This window comes from Actinoplanes sp. NPDC026670, assembly GCF_040638175.1.
Taxonomy (GTDB): Bacteria; Actinomycetota; Actinomycetes; order Mycobacteriales; family Micromonosporaceae; genus Actinoplanes.
On the sequence record NZ_JBEZXU010000021.1, the window covers coordinates 97,306 to 113,636 of the forward strand.

The 16,331-nt window shown below is 70.1% G+C and carries 19 protein-coding genes and 1 riboswitch; of the genes, 6 read left to right on the forward strand and 13 right to left on the reverse strand.

Translation table 11 applies throughout. The features are described 5' to 3' along the window. Positions 1–71 precede the first annotated feature (71 nt). Positions 72–713, reverse strand: coding sequence for a nucleotidyl transferase AbiEii/AbiGii toxin family protein (locus AB0E94_RS22015; RefSeq protein WP_360328883.1), 642 nt, complete (start codon positions 711–713; stop codon positions 72–74). Next, a complete protein-coding gene (locus AB0E94_RS22020) occupies positions 710–1,051 on the reverse strand; it encodes a hypothetical protein (RefSeq protein WP_360328884.1) in 342 nt (113 codons plus the stop codon). Before AB0E94_RS22020 ends, AB0E94_RS22015 begins: the two co-directional genes overlap by 4 nt. A 72-nt stretch (positions 1,052–1,123) precedes the next feature. Here AB0E94_RS22020 and AB0E94_RS22025 point away from each other — a divergent pair, with 72 nt between their 5' ends. After that, positions 1,124–1,834: a DUF899 family protein gene (locus AB0E94_RS22025; protein WP_360328885.1), complete on the forward strand. Its 711-nt coding sequence runs from the start codon at positions 1,124–1,126 to the stop codon at positions 1,832–1,834. Between the two features lie 5 nt (positions 1,835–1,839). Here AB0E94_RS22025 and AB0E94_RS22030 read toward each other — a convergent pair whose 3' ends face one another. From AB0E94_RS22030 to mgrA, 5 genes are read right to left on the reverse strand one after another with little or no spacing between them, the layout of a single operon-like run. Further along, complete coding sequence (locus tag AB0E94_RS22030) at positions 1,840–2,421, reverse strand: pentapeptide repeat-containing protein (protein WP_360328886.1); 582 nt, start codon at positions 2,419–2,421, stop codon at positions 1,840–1,842. Further along, a complete protein-coding gene (locus AB0E94_RS22035) occupies positions 2,418–3,425 on the reverse strand; it encodes an aldo/keto reductase (protein ID WP_360328888.1) in 1,008 nt (335 codons plus the stop codon). The genes AB0E94_RS22030 and AB0E94_RS22035 overlap by 4 nt, the downstream gene beginning before the upstream one ends. Positions 3,426–3,468: 43 nt before the next feature. Beyond that, complete coding sequence (locus AB0E94_RS22040; protein ID WP_360328889.1) at positions 3,469–4,221, reverse strand: nucleotidyltransferase domain-containing protein; 753 nt, start codon at positions 4,219–4,221, stop codon at positions 3,469–3,471. Beyond that, on the reverse strand, positions 4,218–4,892 hold the full coding sequence (locus AB0E94_RS22045) for a nucleotidyltransferase domain-containing protein (RefSeq protein ID WP_360328891.1): 675 nt from the start codon (positions 4,890–4,892) through the stop codon (positions 4,218–4,220). Before AB0E94_RS22045 ends, AB0E94_RS22040 begins: the two co-directional genes overlap by 4 nt. 17 nt (positions 4,893–4,909) lie before the next feature. Next, a complete protein-coding gene (gene mgrA / locus AB0E94_RS22050) occupies positions 4,910–5,905 on the reverse strand; it encodes an L-glyceraldehyde 3-phosphate reductase (RefSeq protein ID WP_360328893.1) in 996 nt (331 codons plus the stop codon). A 49-nt stretch (positions 5,906–5,954) separates the two neighbouring features. Continuing rightward, positions 5,955–6,042, forward strand: a riboswitch (glycine riboswitch). A 76-nt stretch (positions 6,043–6,118) separates the two neighbouring features. On the opposite strand from mgrA, the gene gcvP reads away from it, so the two are divergent. After that, complete coding sequence (gcvP, locus tag AB0E94_RS22055; protein ID WP_360328894.1) at positions 6,119–8,959, forward strand: aminomethyl-transferring glycine dehydrogenase; 2,841 nt, start codon at positions 6,119–6,121, stop codon at positions 8,957–8,959. 114 nt (positions 8,960–9,073) lie between these two features. Here the strand turns inward: gcvP and AB0E94_RS22060 are convergent, their stop codons facing one another. Beyond that, positions 9,074–9,274 carry a DUF5999 family protein gene (locus tag AB0E94_RS22060; protein WP_093621362.1) on the reverse strand — a complete coding sequence of 67 codons (201 nt, stop codon included), beginning with the start codon at positions 9,272–9,274 and terminating at the stop codon, positions 9,074–9,076. 119 nt (positions 9,275–9,393) lie between these two features. Here AB0E94_RS22060 and AB0E94_RS22065 point away from each other — a divergent pair, with 119 nt between their 5' ends. The 3 genes from AB0E94_RS22065 to AB0E94_RS22075 all read left to right on the forward strand — a co-directional run bounded on the left by AB0E94_RS22065 (position 9,394) and on the right by AB0E94_RS22075 (position 11,888). After that, positions 9,394–10,659 carry a chorismate-binding protein gene (locus AB0E94_RS22065; RefSeq protein WP_360328896.1) on the forward strand — a complete coding sequence of 422 codons (1,266 nt, stop codon included), beginning with the start codon at positions 9,394–9,396 and terminating at the stop codon, positions 10,657–10,659. 176 nt (positions 10,660–10,835) lie between these two features. Then, positions 10,836–11,378: a SigE family RNA polymerase sigma factor gene (locus AB0E94_RS22070; RefSeq protein WP_360328898.1), complete on the forward strand. Its 543-nt coding sequence runs from the start codon at positions 10,836–10,838 to the stop codon at positions 11,376–11,378. 21 nt (positions 11,379–11,399) lie between these two features. Beyond that, complete coding sequence (locus AB0E94_RS22075; protein WP_360328900.1) at positions 11,400–11,888, forward strand: peptide deformylase; 489 nt, start codon at positions 11,400–11,402, stop codon at positions 11,886–11,888. Positions 11,889–11,921: 33 nt separating this feature from the next. Here AB0E94_RS22075 and AB0E94_RS22080 read toward each other — a convergent pair whose 3' ends face one another. The 4 genes from AB0E94_RS22080 to AB0E94_RS22095 form a co-directional block, all read right to left on the reverse strand. Further along, complete coding sequence (locus tag AB0E94_RS22080; protein WP_360328902.1) at positions 11,922–12,554, reverse strand: MBL fold metallo-hydrolase; 633 nt, start codon at positions 12,552–12,554, stop codon at positions 11,922–11,924. 66 nt (positions 12,555–12,620) lie between these two features. Beyond that, positions 12,621–13,598: an ABC transporter permease subunit gene (locus AB0E94_RS22085; protein ID WP_360328903.1), complete on the reverse strand. Its 978-nt coding sequence runs from the start codon at positions 13,596–13,598 to the stop codon at positions 12,621–12,623. Positions 13,599–13,605: 7 nt separating this feature from the next. Beyond that, entirely contained in the window at positions 13,606–14,439 is an 834-nt protein-coding gene (locus tag AB0E94_RS22090; RefSeq protein ID WP_360328905.1) for an ABC transporter ATP-binding protein, read from the reverse strand. Next, positions 14,436–14,831, reverse strand: a complete 396-nt coding sequence (locus AB0E94_RS22095; RefSeq protein ID WP_360328907.1) for a GntR family transcriptional regulator — start codon at positions 14,829–14,831, stop codon at positions 14,436–14,438. Before AB0E94_RS22095 ends, AB0E94_RS22090 begins: the two co-directional genes overlap by 4 nt. A gap of 180 nt (positions 14,832–15,011) precedes the next feature. Here AB0E94_RS22095 and AB0E94_RS22100 point away from each other — a divergent pair, with 180 nt between their 5' ends. Next, entirely contained in the window at positions 15,012–15,641 is a 630-nt protein-coding gene (locus AB0E94_RS22100) for a hypothetical protein (RefSeq protein WP_360328908.1), read from the forward strand. A 98-nt stretch (positions 15,642–15,739) separates the two neighbouring features. Here the strand turns inward: AB0E94_RS22100 and AB0E94_RS22105 are convergent, their stop codons facing one another. Then, on the reverse strand, positions 15,740–16,315 hold the full coding sequence (locus tag AB0E94_RS22105) for a TetR/AcrR family transcriptional regulator (RefSeq protein ID WP_360328910.1): 576 nt from the start codon (positions 16,313–16,315) through the stop codon (positions 15,740–15,742). Positions 16,316–16,331 lie beyond the last annotated feature (16 nt).

The following is a 16,331-nucleotide window of genomic DNA, read 5'->3' on the forward strand; positions in this document are numbered from 1 at the left end:
GAAGTCGGCGAGGTCGAACAGGGTGCCCGCGGTCGAGTAGAGGCGGCCGGGCACCAGGATTCCGGTGAGCCTCACGTGCGGGGCCAGTCCTTCAGGCGGCTGCGGAGGGCATCGATCGCGGGCCGGTCCAGGCCGTAGAGGACGAACCTGGCGTCGTCGAGCCGGTCCAGGTAGCGGCCGGCGTCGGCGATGTCCTCCGGGTCGAGAGCCGGGTCGGCGGCGTGGGCGAGTTCGAGGATCCGGGCCAGCGGATAGCGTTCCAGCGCGGACGCGACGTCGATGTAGTCGCGGACCTCACGCCTGTTGACCAGGGCGGCGACCTTCGTGGCGACCAGGTCGTCGAGGTGCATGACCGGGCCGACGTCCATCACCACCGGCGCGCGGTGCCGGTCCAGGCGGCACAGCGTGAGACGCAGGGCGCGGTGCTCGCCGGCGACCAGGAACTCCTGGATGTCGGCGTCCATGCCGGCGAACAGCTCGTCGGCGTCCTCCCGGACCACCCGGTAACCGGCCTCGGTCAGCGCCGACGTGACCTCACCGGCGGCCGCCGCCACCCCGCCGGCCGTGTCGGTGAACAGGTCGAGGTCTTCGGTGGGGCGGGCGACCAGGCCGTTGACCAGCCACGCGACCCCGCCACCGAGGACGAAACCGTGTTTGTCGGCGACTGCCAGAGCGATCCGGGCGACGTCGCGGTAGAAGTCGTCGACGCTCACGCGGTGGCGCGCAGGCGCAGCCGCGGGTGGCGGGCCTCCCAGGCGGCGCGGACACCGCGGGGCAGGTTGAGCTCCGGCCACACCCGCACCAGCGTCGGGCCGTCGAGGTGGTTGCGCAGCTCGTCGATGCGGATGGCCTCGCGGAGCACGTTCTCATACATCCACAGGAGCATGGTGTGCTGGCTCAGGTCGAAGGCCCGCTGCGGGTGCCACCACAGGCGCAGCGGCAGCTCGGCGAACCCGGAGGTCGGCCCGCACAACTCGCCGAGGGTCCCCGCCACGACCACCGGCCGGTGCGGCCGGGCGAGGTGTGTAACGGGGGCGGCACTCACAGACATGCCAACAGCGTAACCGCGGAGCGATGAGTTCCGAACCGCCCACCGGTCTACCCCGGTATGACTGTTGCTGACATGGCGACCTGGCAGGCCGCCCGTGACGAACTGCTGATCCGGGAGAAGGCGCACACCCGGGAGGGCGACGCGATCGCCGCGGCCCGGCGTGAGCTGCCGATGGTCGAGGTCGAGCCGGGGATCGAGGTTGTCGGGCCGGACGGGGCCGTGCCGTTCACCGAGCTCTTCCAAGGGCGTGACGAACTCATCATCTATCAGCACATGTGGTACGACGGCGCGCCGCACCAGGGGCAGTGCGAGGGCTGCACCTATGCGGCCTGGAATCTGAAGGACGCCGTCTACCTCAATGCCCGTGGGGTGTCGTTCGCGTTCGTGACCACCGGGCGCTGGCCGGAGGTGGCGGCGTTCACCGAGTTCATGGGCTACACCCAGCCCTGGTATTCGGTGCGGGACACCCCGGCGCCGGTCGGCGGGGAGATGGGGCAGTTCTCCTGCTTCCTCCGCGACGGCGATCGGGTGTTCCTCACCTACTCCACCACCGGGCGCGGGACCGAGCCGGCCAACCCGACGTTCGCGCTGCTCGACATGACCGTCAACGGCCGTGGTGAGGCGTGGCAGGGCATCCCGGACGGGCACGGGCCGTGCTGGTACTGGCGTACCGACGTCGACGGCGAACCGACCTGGGAGGGGACCGGCCGTCCCACCCCGCAGTGGACCCGCCCCGGAGTGACGGTCGAGAAGACGCTCGGCCGGGACGGGCACTGCCACTGATCGGGTCAGGCGTCGCGGATCTGGAGGCCCAGCGACATCGCCAGGGTCACCGCCTGGTCGGCGGTGATCACGGCGTTGCGCATCTCGACCGTGCGCGGGTCGAAGGCCTCCAGGTCCGTGCCGCGCAGGTCGCAGCTGGTGAAGTCGGCGCCGGTCAGCTGGGCCGCCGACAGGTCCAGGCCGCGCATCGTGCCGTTGCGGGCCCGGACCCCGGTCAGGTCGGCCTCGCGCATCCGCACTCCGGTGAACGTGGCGCTGCCCAGGTCGGCGCGGGGCAGCACGATGAACGACCAGTCCCCGCCGTCGACCGTGGTCAGGTCGAACGAGCAGCCCTCGAATCCGCTGCCGACCGCCTTGCAGTTGGTGAACGTCGCGTCGAAGAAGTTGCAGTTCACGAACCGGCAGTTCAGGAACGCCACGTCGACGGCCTGCGCGCAGTTGAACCGGCCGTCGCGGAACACGCACTCGGAGAACTCGATGCCCTCCAGGTCGGTCTCGCACAGGTCGAGACCGGAGAACTGGACGCCCTCGTGCCGTTTCTCCTTGCCGGCCCCGGCGTCCCACTCGCGGGTGGTGATCGTTTTCACGGCCGGCGCCGCGGGGACCGGGCCAGGTAGGCGTGCGGGTACGGCAGCGGCTGCTCCCCGGCCGAGGTCAGCTGCTCCAGGTGCTTGTCGTCGAGGCTCCAGCCGGCCGCGCCCAGATTGTCGGCGAGCTGCTCGACCGAACGGGCGCCGATGATCGGGGCGGTCACCCCGGGCCGCTGTGACAGCCAGCGCAGCGCCACCTGGGCCGGCGTGCGCCCGACCGTGGACGCGACGTCGAGCAGCGCGTCGGTGACCGCCCACACGCGCTCGTCGACGCTGTCCTGCCAGTTGCCGAGCCACGGCTGCTTGTCGCCGTCCCACCGGCTGCCGGCCGGCGCCGACGTCATGCCGCGCCGGTACTTGCCGGACAGCCAGCCACCCCGCAACGGCGACCACGGGATGATCCCGACGCCCTCGTTGCGGCAGACCGGCACGAACTCGGTCTCGATCTCCCGGTCGATCAGGTTGTAGAGCGGCTGCGCGGCCACGAACGGCTCCCACCCACGGAACCGGGCCACGTCCACCGATTTCTGCAACTGCCACGCCGCATAGTTCGAAACCCCGAGATGCCTGACCTTTCCGGTACGCACGAGCGTGTCCAGCGTCGACAGGGTCTCCTCGACGGGTGTGGTCTCGTCGAAGCAGTGCAGCTGGTACAGGTCGATGTGGTCGGTGCCGAGCCGCCGCAGGCTCGCCTCGACCGCCGAGATGAGGTGCTTACGGCCGCCGCCGTGGTCGTTGCCGGCGTCGCCGGTCGCCCAGAACCCCTTGGTCGCGATCACCAGCGAGTCACGCCGCCGCCCCGCCAGCCAGCGCCCGATGATCTCCTCGGAGACGCCGCCCGCGTACACGTCGGCGGTGTCGATGAAATCACCGCCCGCCTCGACATACCGATCGAGGATCGCGTGGGAGGCGGTCTCATCCGCCTCATTGCCGAACGTCATCGTCCCGAGGCACAGCTCGCTGACCCGAAGCCCGCTGCCCCCGACGTACCGGTACTCCATGCTCCGATCCTTCCACGGCGGCCGCCGGATCGCCGCCCGGGCCTCAGCGCTGCGCGAGTCGTGTCTGGACGACCAGGTCGTGGAGGGTGTCGACGGCGGCCGGGTCGGCGTACTGGGGGAGGTTGCTCCGGTCCCGGGCCTCCTCGAGTTCGGCCCGCAGCGCCGGGATGTCGGCGGCCAGGTAGGCCGCCGCGCGGGCCGGCATCGGGCCGTGTTCGGCTTCGCGTTTGGCGGCGATCAGCTCCGGGACGTAGGCGATCTTCTGACCGAGCACGCCCAGGTCGCAGACCACCTCGCCGGTGCGCATCAGGTGGATGCCGGTCAGCAGCACCCGCAGCGTGTACAGGGCCGGCTTGATCCGGCCGGTGTTGTGGTAGAGCTGCTGCTGGCTGTGCGAGAACCCCAGGTAATGGTGCGCGTGTCCGCTGGTGATCATCCGTGGGGCGAGGTCCTTGAGGGCGGCGTGCAGCGGCGAGGTCACCACCACCAGCGGCGAGACCAGCTGCTCCAGGACGTAGCCGTTGCGGCTGTTCAGCAGCTTCGCGAACTTGCGCAGGTCGTGGCTGACCACGTCGAGCTCGACACCGTCGCGGATGCCGGAGCGCTCCAGCGTGTCCGGGCCGGTGCGCAGGCCGACCACCTCGCGCGCCGGCAGGACGTGCGAGGCGCGCAGGTCCAGGTCCGAGTCGACGGAGGCGAAACCGTACAGGTGCGCGCCGCTCACCGTCGCGAAGATCAAGGGATAGGGCAGGTCGCCGGCGGCGTCCGCGGCCCACTCCGGCACGACGGTGGTCATCGGAGATTCCTTTCTCGTACGGCTACCAGCACCCGGTCGACAGCAGGCCGGTCCGGGGCTTGGGGGAGTCGTGTCGAGGCGGCCGCGTCGGCGAGTTCGTCCTGGAGCCGGCCGGCCCACGCGGACACCTCGTCCCAGGGGCGTTCGCCGCGCTTGATCGCCAGCAGCTCGTCGCGCCGGTCCGAGACGTCGACGAGCACCTCGCCGGTACGTAGCACGTGAACTCCGGCCATCAGTAGCCGTACCATATGCATGGCTTGTTTGAAGTTGATCTCCCCGGTCTTCTCGTGCCGGTTGGCGACCTTGCCGAGCTGGTCGCGCGCGTAGTTGCCGTAGGTCTCGGCGACCCGCCGGGAGAGGAACGCGTCCCGCACGCCGACGAGAGCGTCACCGTCCTCGTTGCGGAATGAGACCAGCGGCGACCACAGCACTTCGAGCACCGTGGGGTTGGCCTGGAGCGCGAGGGTGCAGAACCGCTCGATCTCCCACGAGAACTGTTCCTCGGCCGGCCCGTCCAGGTGGGTGGGCGGCTTGTCGAGGGTCCAGAAGTCGCGGGTCGGCGCCACGAACACACCCCGGCGGTCGTGGTCCGACTCCGGCCCGTCCAGTCCATAGGCGCGGGAGCCGACCACGACCGCCAGGGCCGTGTGCCGTTCAACGAGCTCGATCATGACGCCGCAGGATACGGCTACAGATCAAGCACCGTCGCGTCGATTTCGTCCAGCTCGCTCTGGTCGAGGGCCAGGTTGTTCAGCGCGGCCACGTTGTTCTCCAGCTGCGGCACGCTCGACGCGCCGATGATCAGGCTGGTCATCCGCTGGTCGCGCAGCGCCCACGCCAGCGCCAGCTGGGCGAGTGTCTGCCCGCGCCGCTTGGCGATGTCGTTGAGCGTGTGCAGCCGGGCCAGGGTCTTGTTGTCCAGGGCGCTCTCGTTGAGGAACACGCTGGTCCGGATCCGCGAGTCGTCCGGGATGCCGGTCAGGTAGCGGTCGGTGAGCAGACCCTGCTGGAGCGGGCTGAACGCGATGCAGCCGGCCCCGGCGTCCTCGAGGGTGTCCAGCAGCCGGTCGTGCTCGATCCACCGGTTCAGGATCGAGTAGGACGGCTGGTGGATCAGCAGCGGTGTGCCCAGCTCACGCAGGATCCCGGCGGCCTGCGCGGCCTGGGTGCTCTTGTAGTTGCTGATGCCGACGTAGAGGGCCTTGCCGGAGCGGACGATCGCGTCGAGCGCGGACATCGTCTCCTCGAGCGGGGTCTCCGGGTCGGGCCGGTGGTGGTAGAACACGTCGACGTAGTCCAGGCCCATCCGCTGCAGGGACTGGTCCAGCGACGAGACCAGGTACTTTCGGGAGCCCCAGTCGCCGTACGGCCCGTCCCACATGGTGTAGCCGGCCTTGGTCGAGATGATCATCTCGTCGCGGTGCGCCCGGAAGTCGGCGGCCAGGATGCGCCCGAAGTTGGTCTCGGCGCTGCCCGGCGGCGGCCCGTAGTTGTTGGCCAGGTCGAAGTGCGTCACCCCGAGGTCGAAGGCCCGGCGGACGATGTCGGCCTGCCGGTCGGCGGGCCGGCCGTCACCGAAGTTGTGCCAGAGACCCAGGCTGATGGCGGGGAGCTTGAGGCCGCTGCGACCAGCACGCCGGTAGATCATGTCGGCGTAGCGGTCGGCGGCAGGGAAGTACGTCACATCGCACACCCTAGGACTCCCGATCTTCCCCATGCCCGCTGGTAGGTTGGTTCCCAGCGCGGGAGAGTCCGCTGACGCGGCGCCGAAGAGGCAAATCCTCCCCGGAAACTTTCAGGCAAAAGGACCGCGCGGGTTGGCAACTCTGAAATGCCGCAGTCTGGGTATGACAGAGGGGGAGGTTGCTTCTTGACCTTCTCACGCCAGGAGTCGCCAATGACGTCCCCGTTCGTTTCCCGGCACATCGGCCCGGACGCCGACGAGCAGACCCAGATGCTCAAAGCGATCGGGTACGGCTCGGTCGAGCAACTGATGGACGCCGCGATCCCCGAGTCGATCCGTTTCCACGGCGACCTCGAGCTGCCGGCCGGGATCTCCGAGGAGCAGACGATCGCCGAGCTGCGGTCGATCGCCGGCCGCAACGTGCTGGCCACCCCGATGATCGGGCTCGGCTACTACAACACCCACACGCCCGCGGTGATCAAGCGGAACGTGCTGGAGAACCCGGCGTGGTACACGGCCTACACGCCGTACCAGCCGGAGATCAGCCAGGGCCGCCTCGAGGCGCTGCTCAACTTCCAGACCATGGTCACCGACCTGACCGGGCTGACCACCGCGAACGCGTCGATGCTGGACGAGGCCACCGCGGTCGCCGAGGCCATGACGCTCGCGCGGCGCGCGTCCAAGAGCAAGAGCAGTGTGTACGCGGTGGACGCCGACACGTTCCCGCAGACGCTGTCGGTGCTGCGGACCCGGGCCGAGCCGCTGGGCATCTCCGTGGTGATCGTCGACGTCGACCGCGACGAGCTGCCGGACGAGTTCTTCGGCCTGCACCTGCAGTACCCGGGCGCATCCGGCGCGGTGCGTGACCACGCCGCCCTGGTCGAGGCCGCGCACGCCAAGGGCGCCCTGGTGACGGTCGCGGCCGACCTGCTGGCCCTCACCCTGCTGCGGGCGCCGGGCGAGATCGGCGTGGACATCGCCGCCGGGACCACGCAGCGGTTCGGCGTGCCCCTCGGGTTCGGTGGCCCGCACGCCGGTTACCTGGCGGTGCGCGCCGGCCTGGAGCGGTCGCTGCCCGGCCGTCTGGTCGGCGTGTCGAAGGACGCCGACGGCAACCAGGCCTACCGGCTCGCCCTGCAGACCCGTGAGCAGCACATCCGCCGGGAGAAGGCGACATCGAACATCTGCACCGCGCAGGTGCTGCTGGCCGTGATGGCGAGTATGTACGCGGTGTACCACGGCCCGGCCGGCCTGCGGGCCATCGCCGAGCGCACCCACCGGCTCGCCGCCCGCCTGGCCGCCGGCCTGCGGACCGTCGACGGCCTGACCGTGGTCCACGACAGCTTCTTCGACACGGTGCTGGCCCACGTGCCGGGCAAGGCGTCGGCGGTGGTGGCCAACGCCGCGAAGTACGGCATCGACCTGCGCCAGGTCGACGCCGACCACGTGTCGGTCTCCTGCGACGAGACGACCACCGACGTGCACCTGCAGCGGGTGTGGGACGCCTTCGGCACGGCCGTCGCCGGCAGCTACGTCGTCGTCGAGACCGACGCGCTCGACGGGCAGGCGATCCCGGCCGGGCTGGAGCGCGGCACCGGCTACCTGTCGCACCCGGTGTTCAACACCCACCAGTCCGAGACCAGCATGCTGCGCTACCTGCGTAAACTCTCGGACCGCGACTACGCGCTGGACCGCGGCATGATCCCGCTGGGCTCGTGCACGATGAAGCTGAACGCCACCACCGAGATGGAGGCGGTCACCTGGCCGGAGTTCGCGAACATTCACCCGTTCGCGCCGCGTAACCAGGTCGAGGGCTACGAGCACCTGGTCGCCCAGCTGGAGACCTGGCTGGCCGAGATCACCGGTTACGACGCGGTCAGCGTCCAGCCGAACGCTGGTTCACAGGGTGAGCTGGCCGGCCTGCTGGCGATCCGTGGTTACCACCGGTCCCGTGGCGACGAGCACCGTGACGTTTGCCTGATCCCGTCGAGCGCGCACGGCACCAACGCCGCCAGCGCGGTGATGGCCGGCATGCGGGTCGTCGTGGTCGCCTGTGACGCCGATGGCAACGTCGACCTCACCGATCTGGACGCCAAGATCGAGAAGCACCGTGACCAGCTCTCCGCGATCATGGTGACCTACCCGTCGACGCACGGCGTGTACGAGACCTCCATCGCCGACCTATGCGCGAAGGTGCACGAGGCCGGTGGCCAGGTGTATGTGGACGGGGCGAACCTGAACGCGCTGGTCGGCTACGCCCGGCCGGGGAAGTTCGGGGCCGACGTGTCGCACCTGAACCTGCACAAGACGTTCTGCATCCCGCACGGCGGCGGCGGTCCCGGTGTGGGCCCGGTCGCGGTCGGGGCGCATCTGGCCGAGTTCCTGCCGGGTGACCCGCTCGAGCCGGGCGATCACCACGCGGTGTCGGCGGCGGCGCACGGTTCGGCGGGCATCCTGCCGATCTCGTGGGCGTACATCCGGATGATGGGCCCGGAGGGTCTGGCGGCGGCGACCGCGTCTGCGGTGCTGGCGGCCAACTATGTCGCGGCCCGGCTGCGCGAGCACTTCCCGGTGCTGTACGCGGGGGAGAACGGCCTGGTCGCGCACGAGTGCATCCTCGACCTGCGCCCGATCACCAAGGCGACCGGCGTCAGCGTGGACGATGTGGCGAAGCGGCTGATCGACTACGGGTTCCACGCGCCGACGATGTCGTTCCCGGTGGCCGGCACGCTCATGGTGGAGCCGACCGAGAGTGAGGATCTCGCCGAGCTGGACCGGTTCATCGCCGCGATGGTCGCCATCAAGGGCGAGATCGACAGGGTTGCGGCGGGGGAGTGGCCCGCGGGTGACAACCCGCTGGCGAACGCGCCGCACACGGCGTCGGCGGTGACGGCTGACGAGTGGACCCACCCGTATTCACGCTCCGTGGCCGGTTTCCCGGAGGGCGTGGACCGGACGGCGAAGTACTGGCCGCCGGTTCGGCGTATCGACGGGGCCTTCGGCGACCGGAATCTGGTGTGTTCCTGTCCGTCGCCGGAAGCTTTTGAGGACTGAGCACCGCCAGGCTCAGTTTTTCCCGTTGCGCAGGTCGCGGTCGTCGGTGATCGCGGCCTGCGCTGCTTCCGTGGTCCTCGATTGACTACGCTGCGTTGCGCGTCGTGAAGTGTCTCAGGCTGCCAGGGCGTGCACGGCCGGCCCGCGGTGCGGCTCGATCGTGGTGCCGTCGGGCAGCAGCTCACCGGTGTCCTCGAAGACGATGACGCCGTTGCAGAGCAGGCTCCATCCCTGCTCCTGGAAGGTCGCGATGATGCGTGCGGCCTCACGGTCGGTGGCGTCGGCTGGGGGGCAGGTGATCAGGTGCTGGCACATCGGTTTACTCCGGTTGGGGGCTGTGTGAAGGTTCACAATTGCGGTGACGAACGTTACCTCACATCGAACGACACTGGTTCAACCCGGTGACGGCGTCGGCTCGCGGATCCTCGGTTCCCATGCTCCACGCCGGAGCGGTCGTTGACCACTGTCCGCTACCTCCGATCGGCCGTCCGCCGGGTGCTCCGGCGGGCTGCCACGCCCGTCACCACGCGTTAAGCGCCTTTCGATGGCATCAGGGTGATCCCGATGACCCTGCTGAGCTTGTGGCGGAGTTCCTTGCCGACAACGGACTATCGGTGCGTAGCCTCGGCCGAACGGGTGACAAATACCGGACGATCGGCGATGGCGAGATCTGTGGAGCATCACTCTACGTATCGGCCGATGCTGGGGCCGTGATGGCAGGCGGTGTCATCGGATCGCGCTCTCCTGTGCCCGGCATTCCTGATGTATACGCCGTTGTTTACCGACATGCCCGGGATGTCACACCGTCCGGTGACATGTCCGGTGACCCGTGGCACCCGTCGCCGGACCACCCATCGGCGGATCGCCCGTCGGATCGCCCTCAGCCGTGGAACCTCGGGCCGTGGCGGGAGAGCTGGACCCGCGACGAGCACGCCGCCGCCGTCGAACAGGTCCGGGCCGCCATCGCCCGCGGCGACGTCTACCAGGTCAACATCGTCGGGCACGGGTCGGCGTCGTACACCGGGGATCCCGGCCCCGCCCTGCGCCGGGTCGCCGCGCTGGCCGGCGCCCGGTACGGCGGAGTGCTGGCCGGGGACGGCTGGGCCATCGCCACCGCCTCCCCGGAGACCCTCGTCGAAGTCCGGGACGGGCGGGTCGTCACCCGGCCGATCAAGGGCACCCGCCCGGCCACCGCCGCCGGGCGCCGGGAACTGCTCGGCTCGGTCAAGGAACGCGCCGAACACGTGATGATCGTCGACCTGGAGCGCAACGACCTCGCGCGTCTCCCGGGGACCGGGCCGGTGCGGGTGGACGAGTTGTTCGCCGTACGAGAATGGTCGGGTCTGTGGCAGGCGGAGTCGGTCGTGTCCGCGGACCTGGACCCCGGCGTGGGTCTCGCCGACCTGTTGCGGGCGGTCTGCCCCGGCGGCAGCGTCACCGGCGCACCCAAGCTCGCCGCCCTGGACCGGATCGCCGCCCTCGAGCCGGTCGGCCGCGGCGTCAGCATGGGCGCGCTCGGCTGGATCGGCCACGACCACCTCGACCTCGGCCTGACCATCCGGACCGTCGCCGTCGACGGTTCCCGCGCCCACGTCTGGGCCGGCGGTGGCATCACCATCGACAGCGACCCGGTCGCTGAAGTGGAGGAAGCCGCCGCCAAGACCGGCCCGGTCCGCGCCGCGCTGCGCGGAGGCCGCTGACCTGCACAGCTCACGCATAGCGATCTCCGAGCCGTCTCTACCGATTGCGTGCCACTGTCGGCATCCGCCCCCACAGCAGGGGGTTGAGCGCGTACTTTGACGTCCGCGCGGCACCGAGACGGTCCACAGTGGCACCCTGCGTGCCCGGTGGCTGGCAGAGAGACGAGATCGCGGACATGCTTGAGCTTCTCGACCACCCGGTCGCCCCGATCCGGGCCACCATCCGGCCCGTCCGGGCCGACTTCACGGCCTTCGCCCACCTCACCAGCGCCCGTCTGCACAGCACCGCGTACCAGCTCTGCCGCGACTGGCACCTCGCCCAGGACCTCACCCAGACCACGCTGGCCAAACTGTTCCTGAGCTGGGAGCGGGCCGTCGACAGCGACAACCTGGTGGCGTACGCCCAGAAGGTCCTGTTGCGGGTCTATCTGGACCACCGGCGCCGCCGCAGCTCCACCGAGAGCGTGTCCGGAGAGTTGCGTGAGCCCGCCTACTCGATCAGCCCCGAACTGCGGCTCACCCTGCTCGACGCCCTGGCCCGGCTCCCGGTTCGCGACCGGGCCATCGTGATGCTGCGCTACTTCGCCGACCACAGTGTGGAACAAGTGGCCGCCGAACTGGACGTGCCGATCACCGTGGTCAAGTCGCAGACCCGCCGCTCGCTGATCAAATTGCGCCACATGCTGCTGACCGAACGCCCGACCCTCTTCGCCGCGTAATGACCGGTTAGCCTTTGGGGCATGACAGTACGGCCCATCCGGCTTTTCGGTGACCCGGTCCTGCGTACACCCGCCGACGAGGTCACCGACTTCGGCCCGCAGCTGCGCGAACTCGTCCGCGACCTGGAGGACACCGTCCGCGAACCCGGCCGGGCCGGTGTCGCCGCACCGCAGATCGGCGTCAGCCTGCGCGTCTTCTCCTACAACGTCGGTGGTGTGGTCGGCCACCTGGTCAACCCGGTGCTCAGCGGCCACGCCGGCGAACAGACCGACGAGGAGGGCTGCCTGTCGCTGCCCGGCCTCGGCTACTCGACCCGGCGCTACGACAGCGTCGTGGCCAGCGGCTTCGACCTGAACGGCGACGCGCTCGTCATCGAGGGCACCGGCTTCCTGGCGCGAGCCCTCCAGCACGAGACCGACCACCTCGACGGCCGCCTTTACGTCGACACCCTCACCGGCGACGTCCGCCGCCAGGCCCTCCGCGAGATGCGCCGAGTCGTCCCCCGCTGACCTCGCACCCGCCCGCCTCGGCCGCGGTCCGGGTTACAGGGTCACCGACTGGCCCAGGGGGATCCGGGTGTAGTCGGTGCCGCCCTTCATGCCCATCCAGGCGTCGAAGTTGCCGTAGCCGACGTCGGTCGACAGGGCCCGGTCGTGGATCGGGAACGCCCTGGCCGGGGCGATCGCCCGGGTCATCTCGATCGCCTCGCGGTGCCGGCCCCACGGTGCGGCGGCCGGCACCAGCAGGGTGTGGACCGGGACGTCCGGCACGAAGTACGAGTCGCCCGGGTGGTAGACGCCGTCGACCACGTAGCCCAGGTTCGGGCAGCCGGGGAGACCGTCGTAGATCTCGGCGTGCCGGCCACCGACCGCGGTCACGGTGAACCCGGCGACCTCGAACACGTCACCGGCGGTCACCACGGTCACCGTGTCGCCGATCCCGGCCTTGTCCGCGATTGATCGCACCGACTCCGGGCCGTGCAGACGCAACGGGCGGCTCGCGGCGAGTTCCACGATCCGCTCCAGGTCGACGTGGTCGTCGTGCTCGTGGGTGACCAGGATGTCGGTCACCCCGTCGAACGCTTCGGTCTCGGCCCATTCGCCGGGGTCGACGAGCAACCGGCGGTCGCCGTCGTCGAGGCGGACACAGGCATGCGTGAATTTGACCAGTCGCATACCGGCACCCTATGCCGACGGCGGCGCCGCCACGAACGCCGTGCTGCGGCACCGCCGGCGCCCTGTTCAGCTGCGGCGGACCAGCCACACTGCCGCCGCCAGGAACACGACGGCCAGCGCCAGGAAGCCGCCCGCCTCGATCGCCTGGAACGTCCAGAAGCTGCTGTCCGGGTGGTACTCGGTGTAGTGCCGCAGACCGTGGTCGATCATGAAGCTCTCCACCCGGGCGTCCGAGCTGTAGAGCGCGTCGGCGCCGCCGTACACCTGCCTGATGATCGCCGCCTCCTCACCGTCGGTGAGGCGGTGGCCGGCCTGGTCGACCCAGCTGTTCTGGACGACCCAGTCGGTGTCCGGCAGCCGCGCGGCCGCCACGCCGGGCTGCGGGTCGGTGATCCGGACCAGGGGCGTCTGATAGTACGGGCGGACGTACTCCTCCAACGGCAGGCGCACCGCCAGGAAGGCGCCGAGTGCGGCGGCCATGGCCACGATCGTGCGGCGCAGCACCGCCCCCGCCAGGACACCCGTGGCGAACGCGAACAGGCCGGCCGCGGCGAGGACGGGTGCGGCGATCAGGAACGAGGTCGCGCCCAGCCGCCCGCCGATCTCGTCCAGCGGCCCGCGCCACCAGCTGAACAGCGCGCCGAACGTGACGCCCACGACGGCCACCGCGGTGCCGATCAGGGCCAGCTTCGTCAGCAGCCAGCGGGTCCGCGACACGCTCTGGGCGAACGCCAGCCGCCAGGTGCCCTGCTCGTATTCGCGCGCCAGCAGAGGTGCGCCGACGAAGGTGCCGGCCAGGGCGGGTAGGAAGGCGCCCCACATCAGACGGGCGGCCCATTGGTCGTACCGCTGCACGAATTGATCGATGATCGGCCCGCAGCCGCCCCGGCCGGCGGGATCGGCGACGCACGCCGCGATGCCGTCGGCGCGGTACTGCTCGTGCATCGTCAGGCCGGTGATGATCAGCGGTACTGCGGTGAGCAGCAGCAGACCGGCCGCGACCAGGAGTTCCATGCGGTGCTGCCGCCAGGTCAGCCAGTACACGGCGGGTCTACCTCTCGTCCAGATAGGCCAGGACCAGGTCTTCCAGGCTGACCGGGTGCGATTCCCAGCGGGGATGCGCCGGCACGTCCGGCGGCTGGCGGACCAGCAGGTTGCTGTTGCGTTCGCCGTGGGTGGCGGCGATGACGCCGGGGGCAGTCTCGCCGGTACGCGGACCGGTGAGCAGCCGGTGCCCGGCGAGCAGGTCGTCGATGTCGCCGGTCAGGCGCACCCGCCCCTGATGCAGCAGCACCAGGTGGTCGCAGACGCGTTCGAGCTCGGCGACCACGTGTGAGGAGAGCAGCACGGTCAGGTCGGACTCGGCGACCGCGTCGACCAGGGTCCGCATCACCTCACGGCGGGCCAGCGGGTCGAGGCTGGCCACCGGCTCGTCCAGCACCAGGAGGCGCGGCTGTTTGGCCAGCGCGAGGGTGAGCGCCACCTGGGCCTGCTGCCCGCCGGAGAGCGCGCCGGCCTTGCGGCTGAGCGGGATGTCGAGCTCGCTCAGGCGTCGCTCGGCGCCGGCCTGGTCGAAGCGCGGATTCAGCGAACGTCCGAAACGGATCATGTCGGCGACGGTGAACCCGGAATACAGCGGGTGATCCTGGGCGACGAACCCGACCTGGGCCACGCTCGCCGGCCGGCCGAACACCGTCACCGTGCCCTCGGTCGGTTTCAGCAGGCCGATCGTCAGGTGCAGCAGGGTGGTCTTGCCCGCGCCGTTCGCGCCGACCAGGCCGATGATGCGGCCCTGCGGCAGCTCCAGGGTGCAGTCGCGCAGCGCCCAGTTGCGGCGGTATCGGCGGCCCAGCCCGGTCGCGCGCAGGGCCGGTTCGCCGGTCATGCCGCGCCCGCCTGTGCCTGGTCGTCGTCGAGGGTGGCGGTGACCAGGGCGCGGATCTGGTCGTGGTCGAGGCCGGCATCGTGGGCGGTGCGCAGCCAGCCACGCAGGCCGTGCGACAGCTTGACGTAGGTGGCCGCCGGCACCTGGTCGACGCTGCCGACCACGAAGGTGCCCTGCCCGGCCCGTGGGGCGGCGAGACCGGCCCGCTCCAGATCCCGGTAGGCCTTGGCGACCGTGTTCGGATTGATCACCAGGGCGGCGGCGACCTCGCGAACCGTGGGCAGCCGGTCACCGTCGACCAGGTAGCCGAGCAGCAGCCCACGGCGTACCTGATCGACGAGTTGCAGATAGGTCGGCACTCCCGACCTTGCGTCCAGCCGGAACGCGAACACGCGGCATCGACCACCCTTCCCCTGTCTCGGTGTACTAGGACTATAGTACAGACAGGTCGTTTCAGTCGGGCCTGGGCGGCTGCAACCGATCAGGGCCGCGTCATCCTCGATCGCGAACGGATCCCCTACCAGCACGTCAACCGGCACAGTGGCGAAGCTGGTCTCTGCGATCATGGCGGCGTGGGATTCGGTTACAAAACGTCGTGGCTGGCCGTGCGGGACCGGGCGCCGGTAGAGGTGGCCGACGCGCTGGAGTTGCACAACCGGGAGGCCGTCGACTGGGAGACCGGAACCGGTCGCGCATACAAACATGGCGTCTTCGCCGCGGGACCGGTGTCCGGCTGGACCTTCGCCCACAGCCGGATCCACCTGCCGGTCGGCTTCGACGCCTCGATGCCGCAGTTCCCGGGCTGGCTCACCGAGCTGAGCCGCCGGTTGGGTGAGGTGCAGTTCTTCACCAGCGACCGTGTCGTCAGCCAGTACGGATGGGCACGTGCCGACGGCGGTCACCTGTCCCGGGCCTACTGCTTCTCCGAAGGTGAGGTGGCGCTGTTCATCGGCGCCCCGACCCCTGACGAGGTCGAGCTGAACCTCGGTACTCGCAATTCCGACGAGACGAGCGACGAGTGGTCGGACGGCGACTGGGAGGCGTGGTTCGCGACGGTCCCCTACGAATCCGAGATCCTCACGATGGCGGCTCGCTGGAGCCTTGACCCGACAACCATCGACGAAGCCACCGTCCCGAACCCGGGCCTGTACGGTCTGCCGCCATCGATCACCGTCCCACTCGACAGCACACGGCCCGGATAAGGCTGCCTCGCCGCGCAGAACCCCGCCGACTCCGATGATGATCGCGGTCGGTTTGTTTGCGTGGTCACGCGATCCTTGGCTGGCGAGGCTCGGGTGGGTCAGGTGGTGGCTGCGGCGGTTGCTGACCTGGCGTATCGCGCGGCCATGTCCGGGGTGGCGGGGGAGCGCATCAGGGCCAGTTCGTAGAAGATCGGGGCGCATGCGGCGATCAGGATGGTTCGCGGGTCGGCGTCGGGGGCGGCACGTTTCACCACCACTGCTGCGCTGGTGAAACGGTCGTCCCAGAAGTGTTTTAGCGCCTCGGCTGCCGCTGGTGAGCGGAACGACGCCGTGATCAGGGCCTGTGTGATCGATGGCTCGGCGGTCAGCGCGGTGACTATCTGGTGGTTGATCTCGGTCAGGTCGCCCAGTAGGGAGCCGGTGTCCGGGGGCTGCCATGGCTGTTCGCGGGCGGCCTCGAACGAGTCGGCCAGCAGGGCTCCCGGGTCGCGCCAACGGCGGTAGATCGTCGTGCGGTGGATCCCTGAGCGGGCGGCCACCGCGTCCATCGTCACCGCGTCGAAACCGCCCTCCAACAGCAGGGAGGCCACGGCTTCGAGGACCTGTCCGCGGGTGCGTGCGGTTCGGCCGCCGGGACGGGTGGCTCCCGGAGGTGCTTGCGGGATCGACTCCATGTGGTAAATGCTACAG

What these genes read in the sequence shown, in the direction of transcription:
- AB0E94_RS22025 (WP_360328885.1), top strand. Translation starts at nt 1,124, where the DNA reads ATGGCGACCTGGCAGGCCGCCCGTGACGAACTGCTGATCCGGGAGAAG.
- AB0E94_RS22080 (WP_360328902.1), bottom strand. Translation starts at nt 12,554, where the DNA reads ATGCGACTGGTCAAATTCACGCATGCCTGTGTCCGCCTCGACGACGGC.
- gcvP (WP_360328894.1), top strand. Translation starts at nt 6,119, where the DNA reads ATGACGTCCCCGTTCGTTTCCCGGCACATCGGCCCGGACGCCGACGAG.
- AB0E94_RS22090 (WP_360328905.1), bottom strand. Translation starts at nt 14,439, where the DNA reads ATGACCGGCGAACCGGCCCTGCGCGCGACCGGGCTGGGCCGCCGATAC.
- AB0E94_RS22060 (WP_093621362.1), bottom strand. Translation starts at nt 9,274, where the DNA reads ATGTGCCAGCACCTGATCACCTGCCCCCCAGCCGACGCCACCGACCGT.
- AB0E94_RS22035 (WP_360328888.1), bottom strand. Translation starts at nt 3,425, where the DNA reads ATGGAGTACCGGTACGTCGGGGGCAGCGGGCTTCGGGTCAGCGAGCTG.
- AB0E94_RS22075 (WP_360328900.1), top strand. Translation starts at nt 11,400, where the DNA reads ATGACAGTACGGCCCATCCGGCTTTTCGGTGACCCGGTCCTGCGTACA.
- AB0E94_RS22045 (WP_360328891.1), bottom strand. Translation starts at nt 4,892, where the DNA reads ATGATCGAGCTCGTTGAACGGCACACGGCCCTGGCGGTCGTGGTCGGC.
- AB0E94_RS22065 (WP_360328896.1), top strand. Translation starts at nt 9,394, where the DNA reads ATGCTCCACGCCGGAGCGGTCGTTGACCACTGTCCGCTACCTCCGATC.
- AB0E94_RS22070 (WP_360328898.1), top strand. Translation starts at nt 10,836, where the DNA reads ATGCTTGAGCTTCTCGACCACCCGGTCGCCCCGATCCGGGCCACCATC.
- AB0E94_RS22105 (WP_360328910.1), bottom strand. Translation starts at nt 16,315, where the DNA reads ATGGAGTCGATCCCGCAAGCACCTCCGGGAGCCACCCGTCCCGGCGGC.
- AB0E94_RS22040 (WP_360328889.1), bottom strand. Translation starts at nt 4,221, where the DNA reads ATGACCACCGTCGTGCCGGAGTGGGCCGCGGACGCCGCCGGCGACCTG.
- AB0E94_RS22020 (WP_360328884.1), bottom strand. Translation starts at nt 1,051, where the DNA reads ATGTCTGTGAGTGCCGCCCCCGTTACACACCTCGCCCGGCCGCACCGG.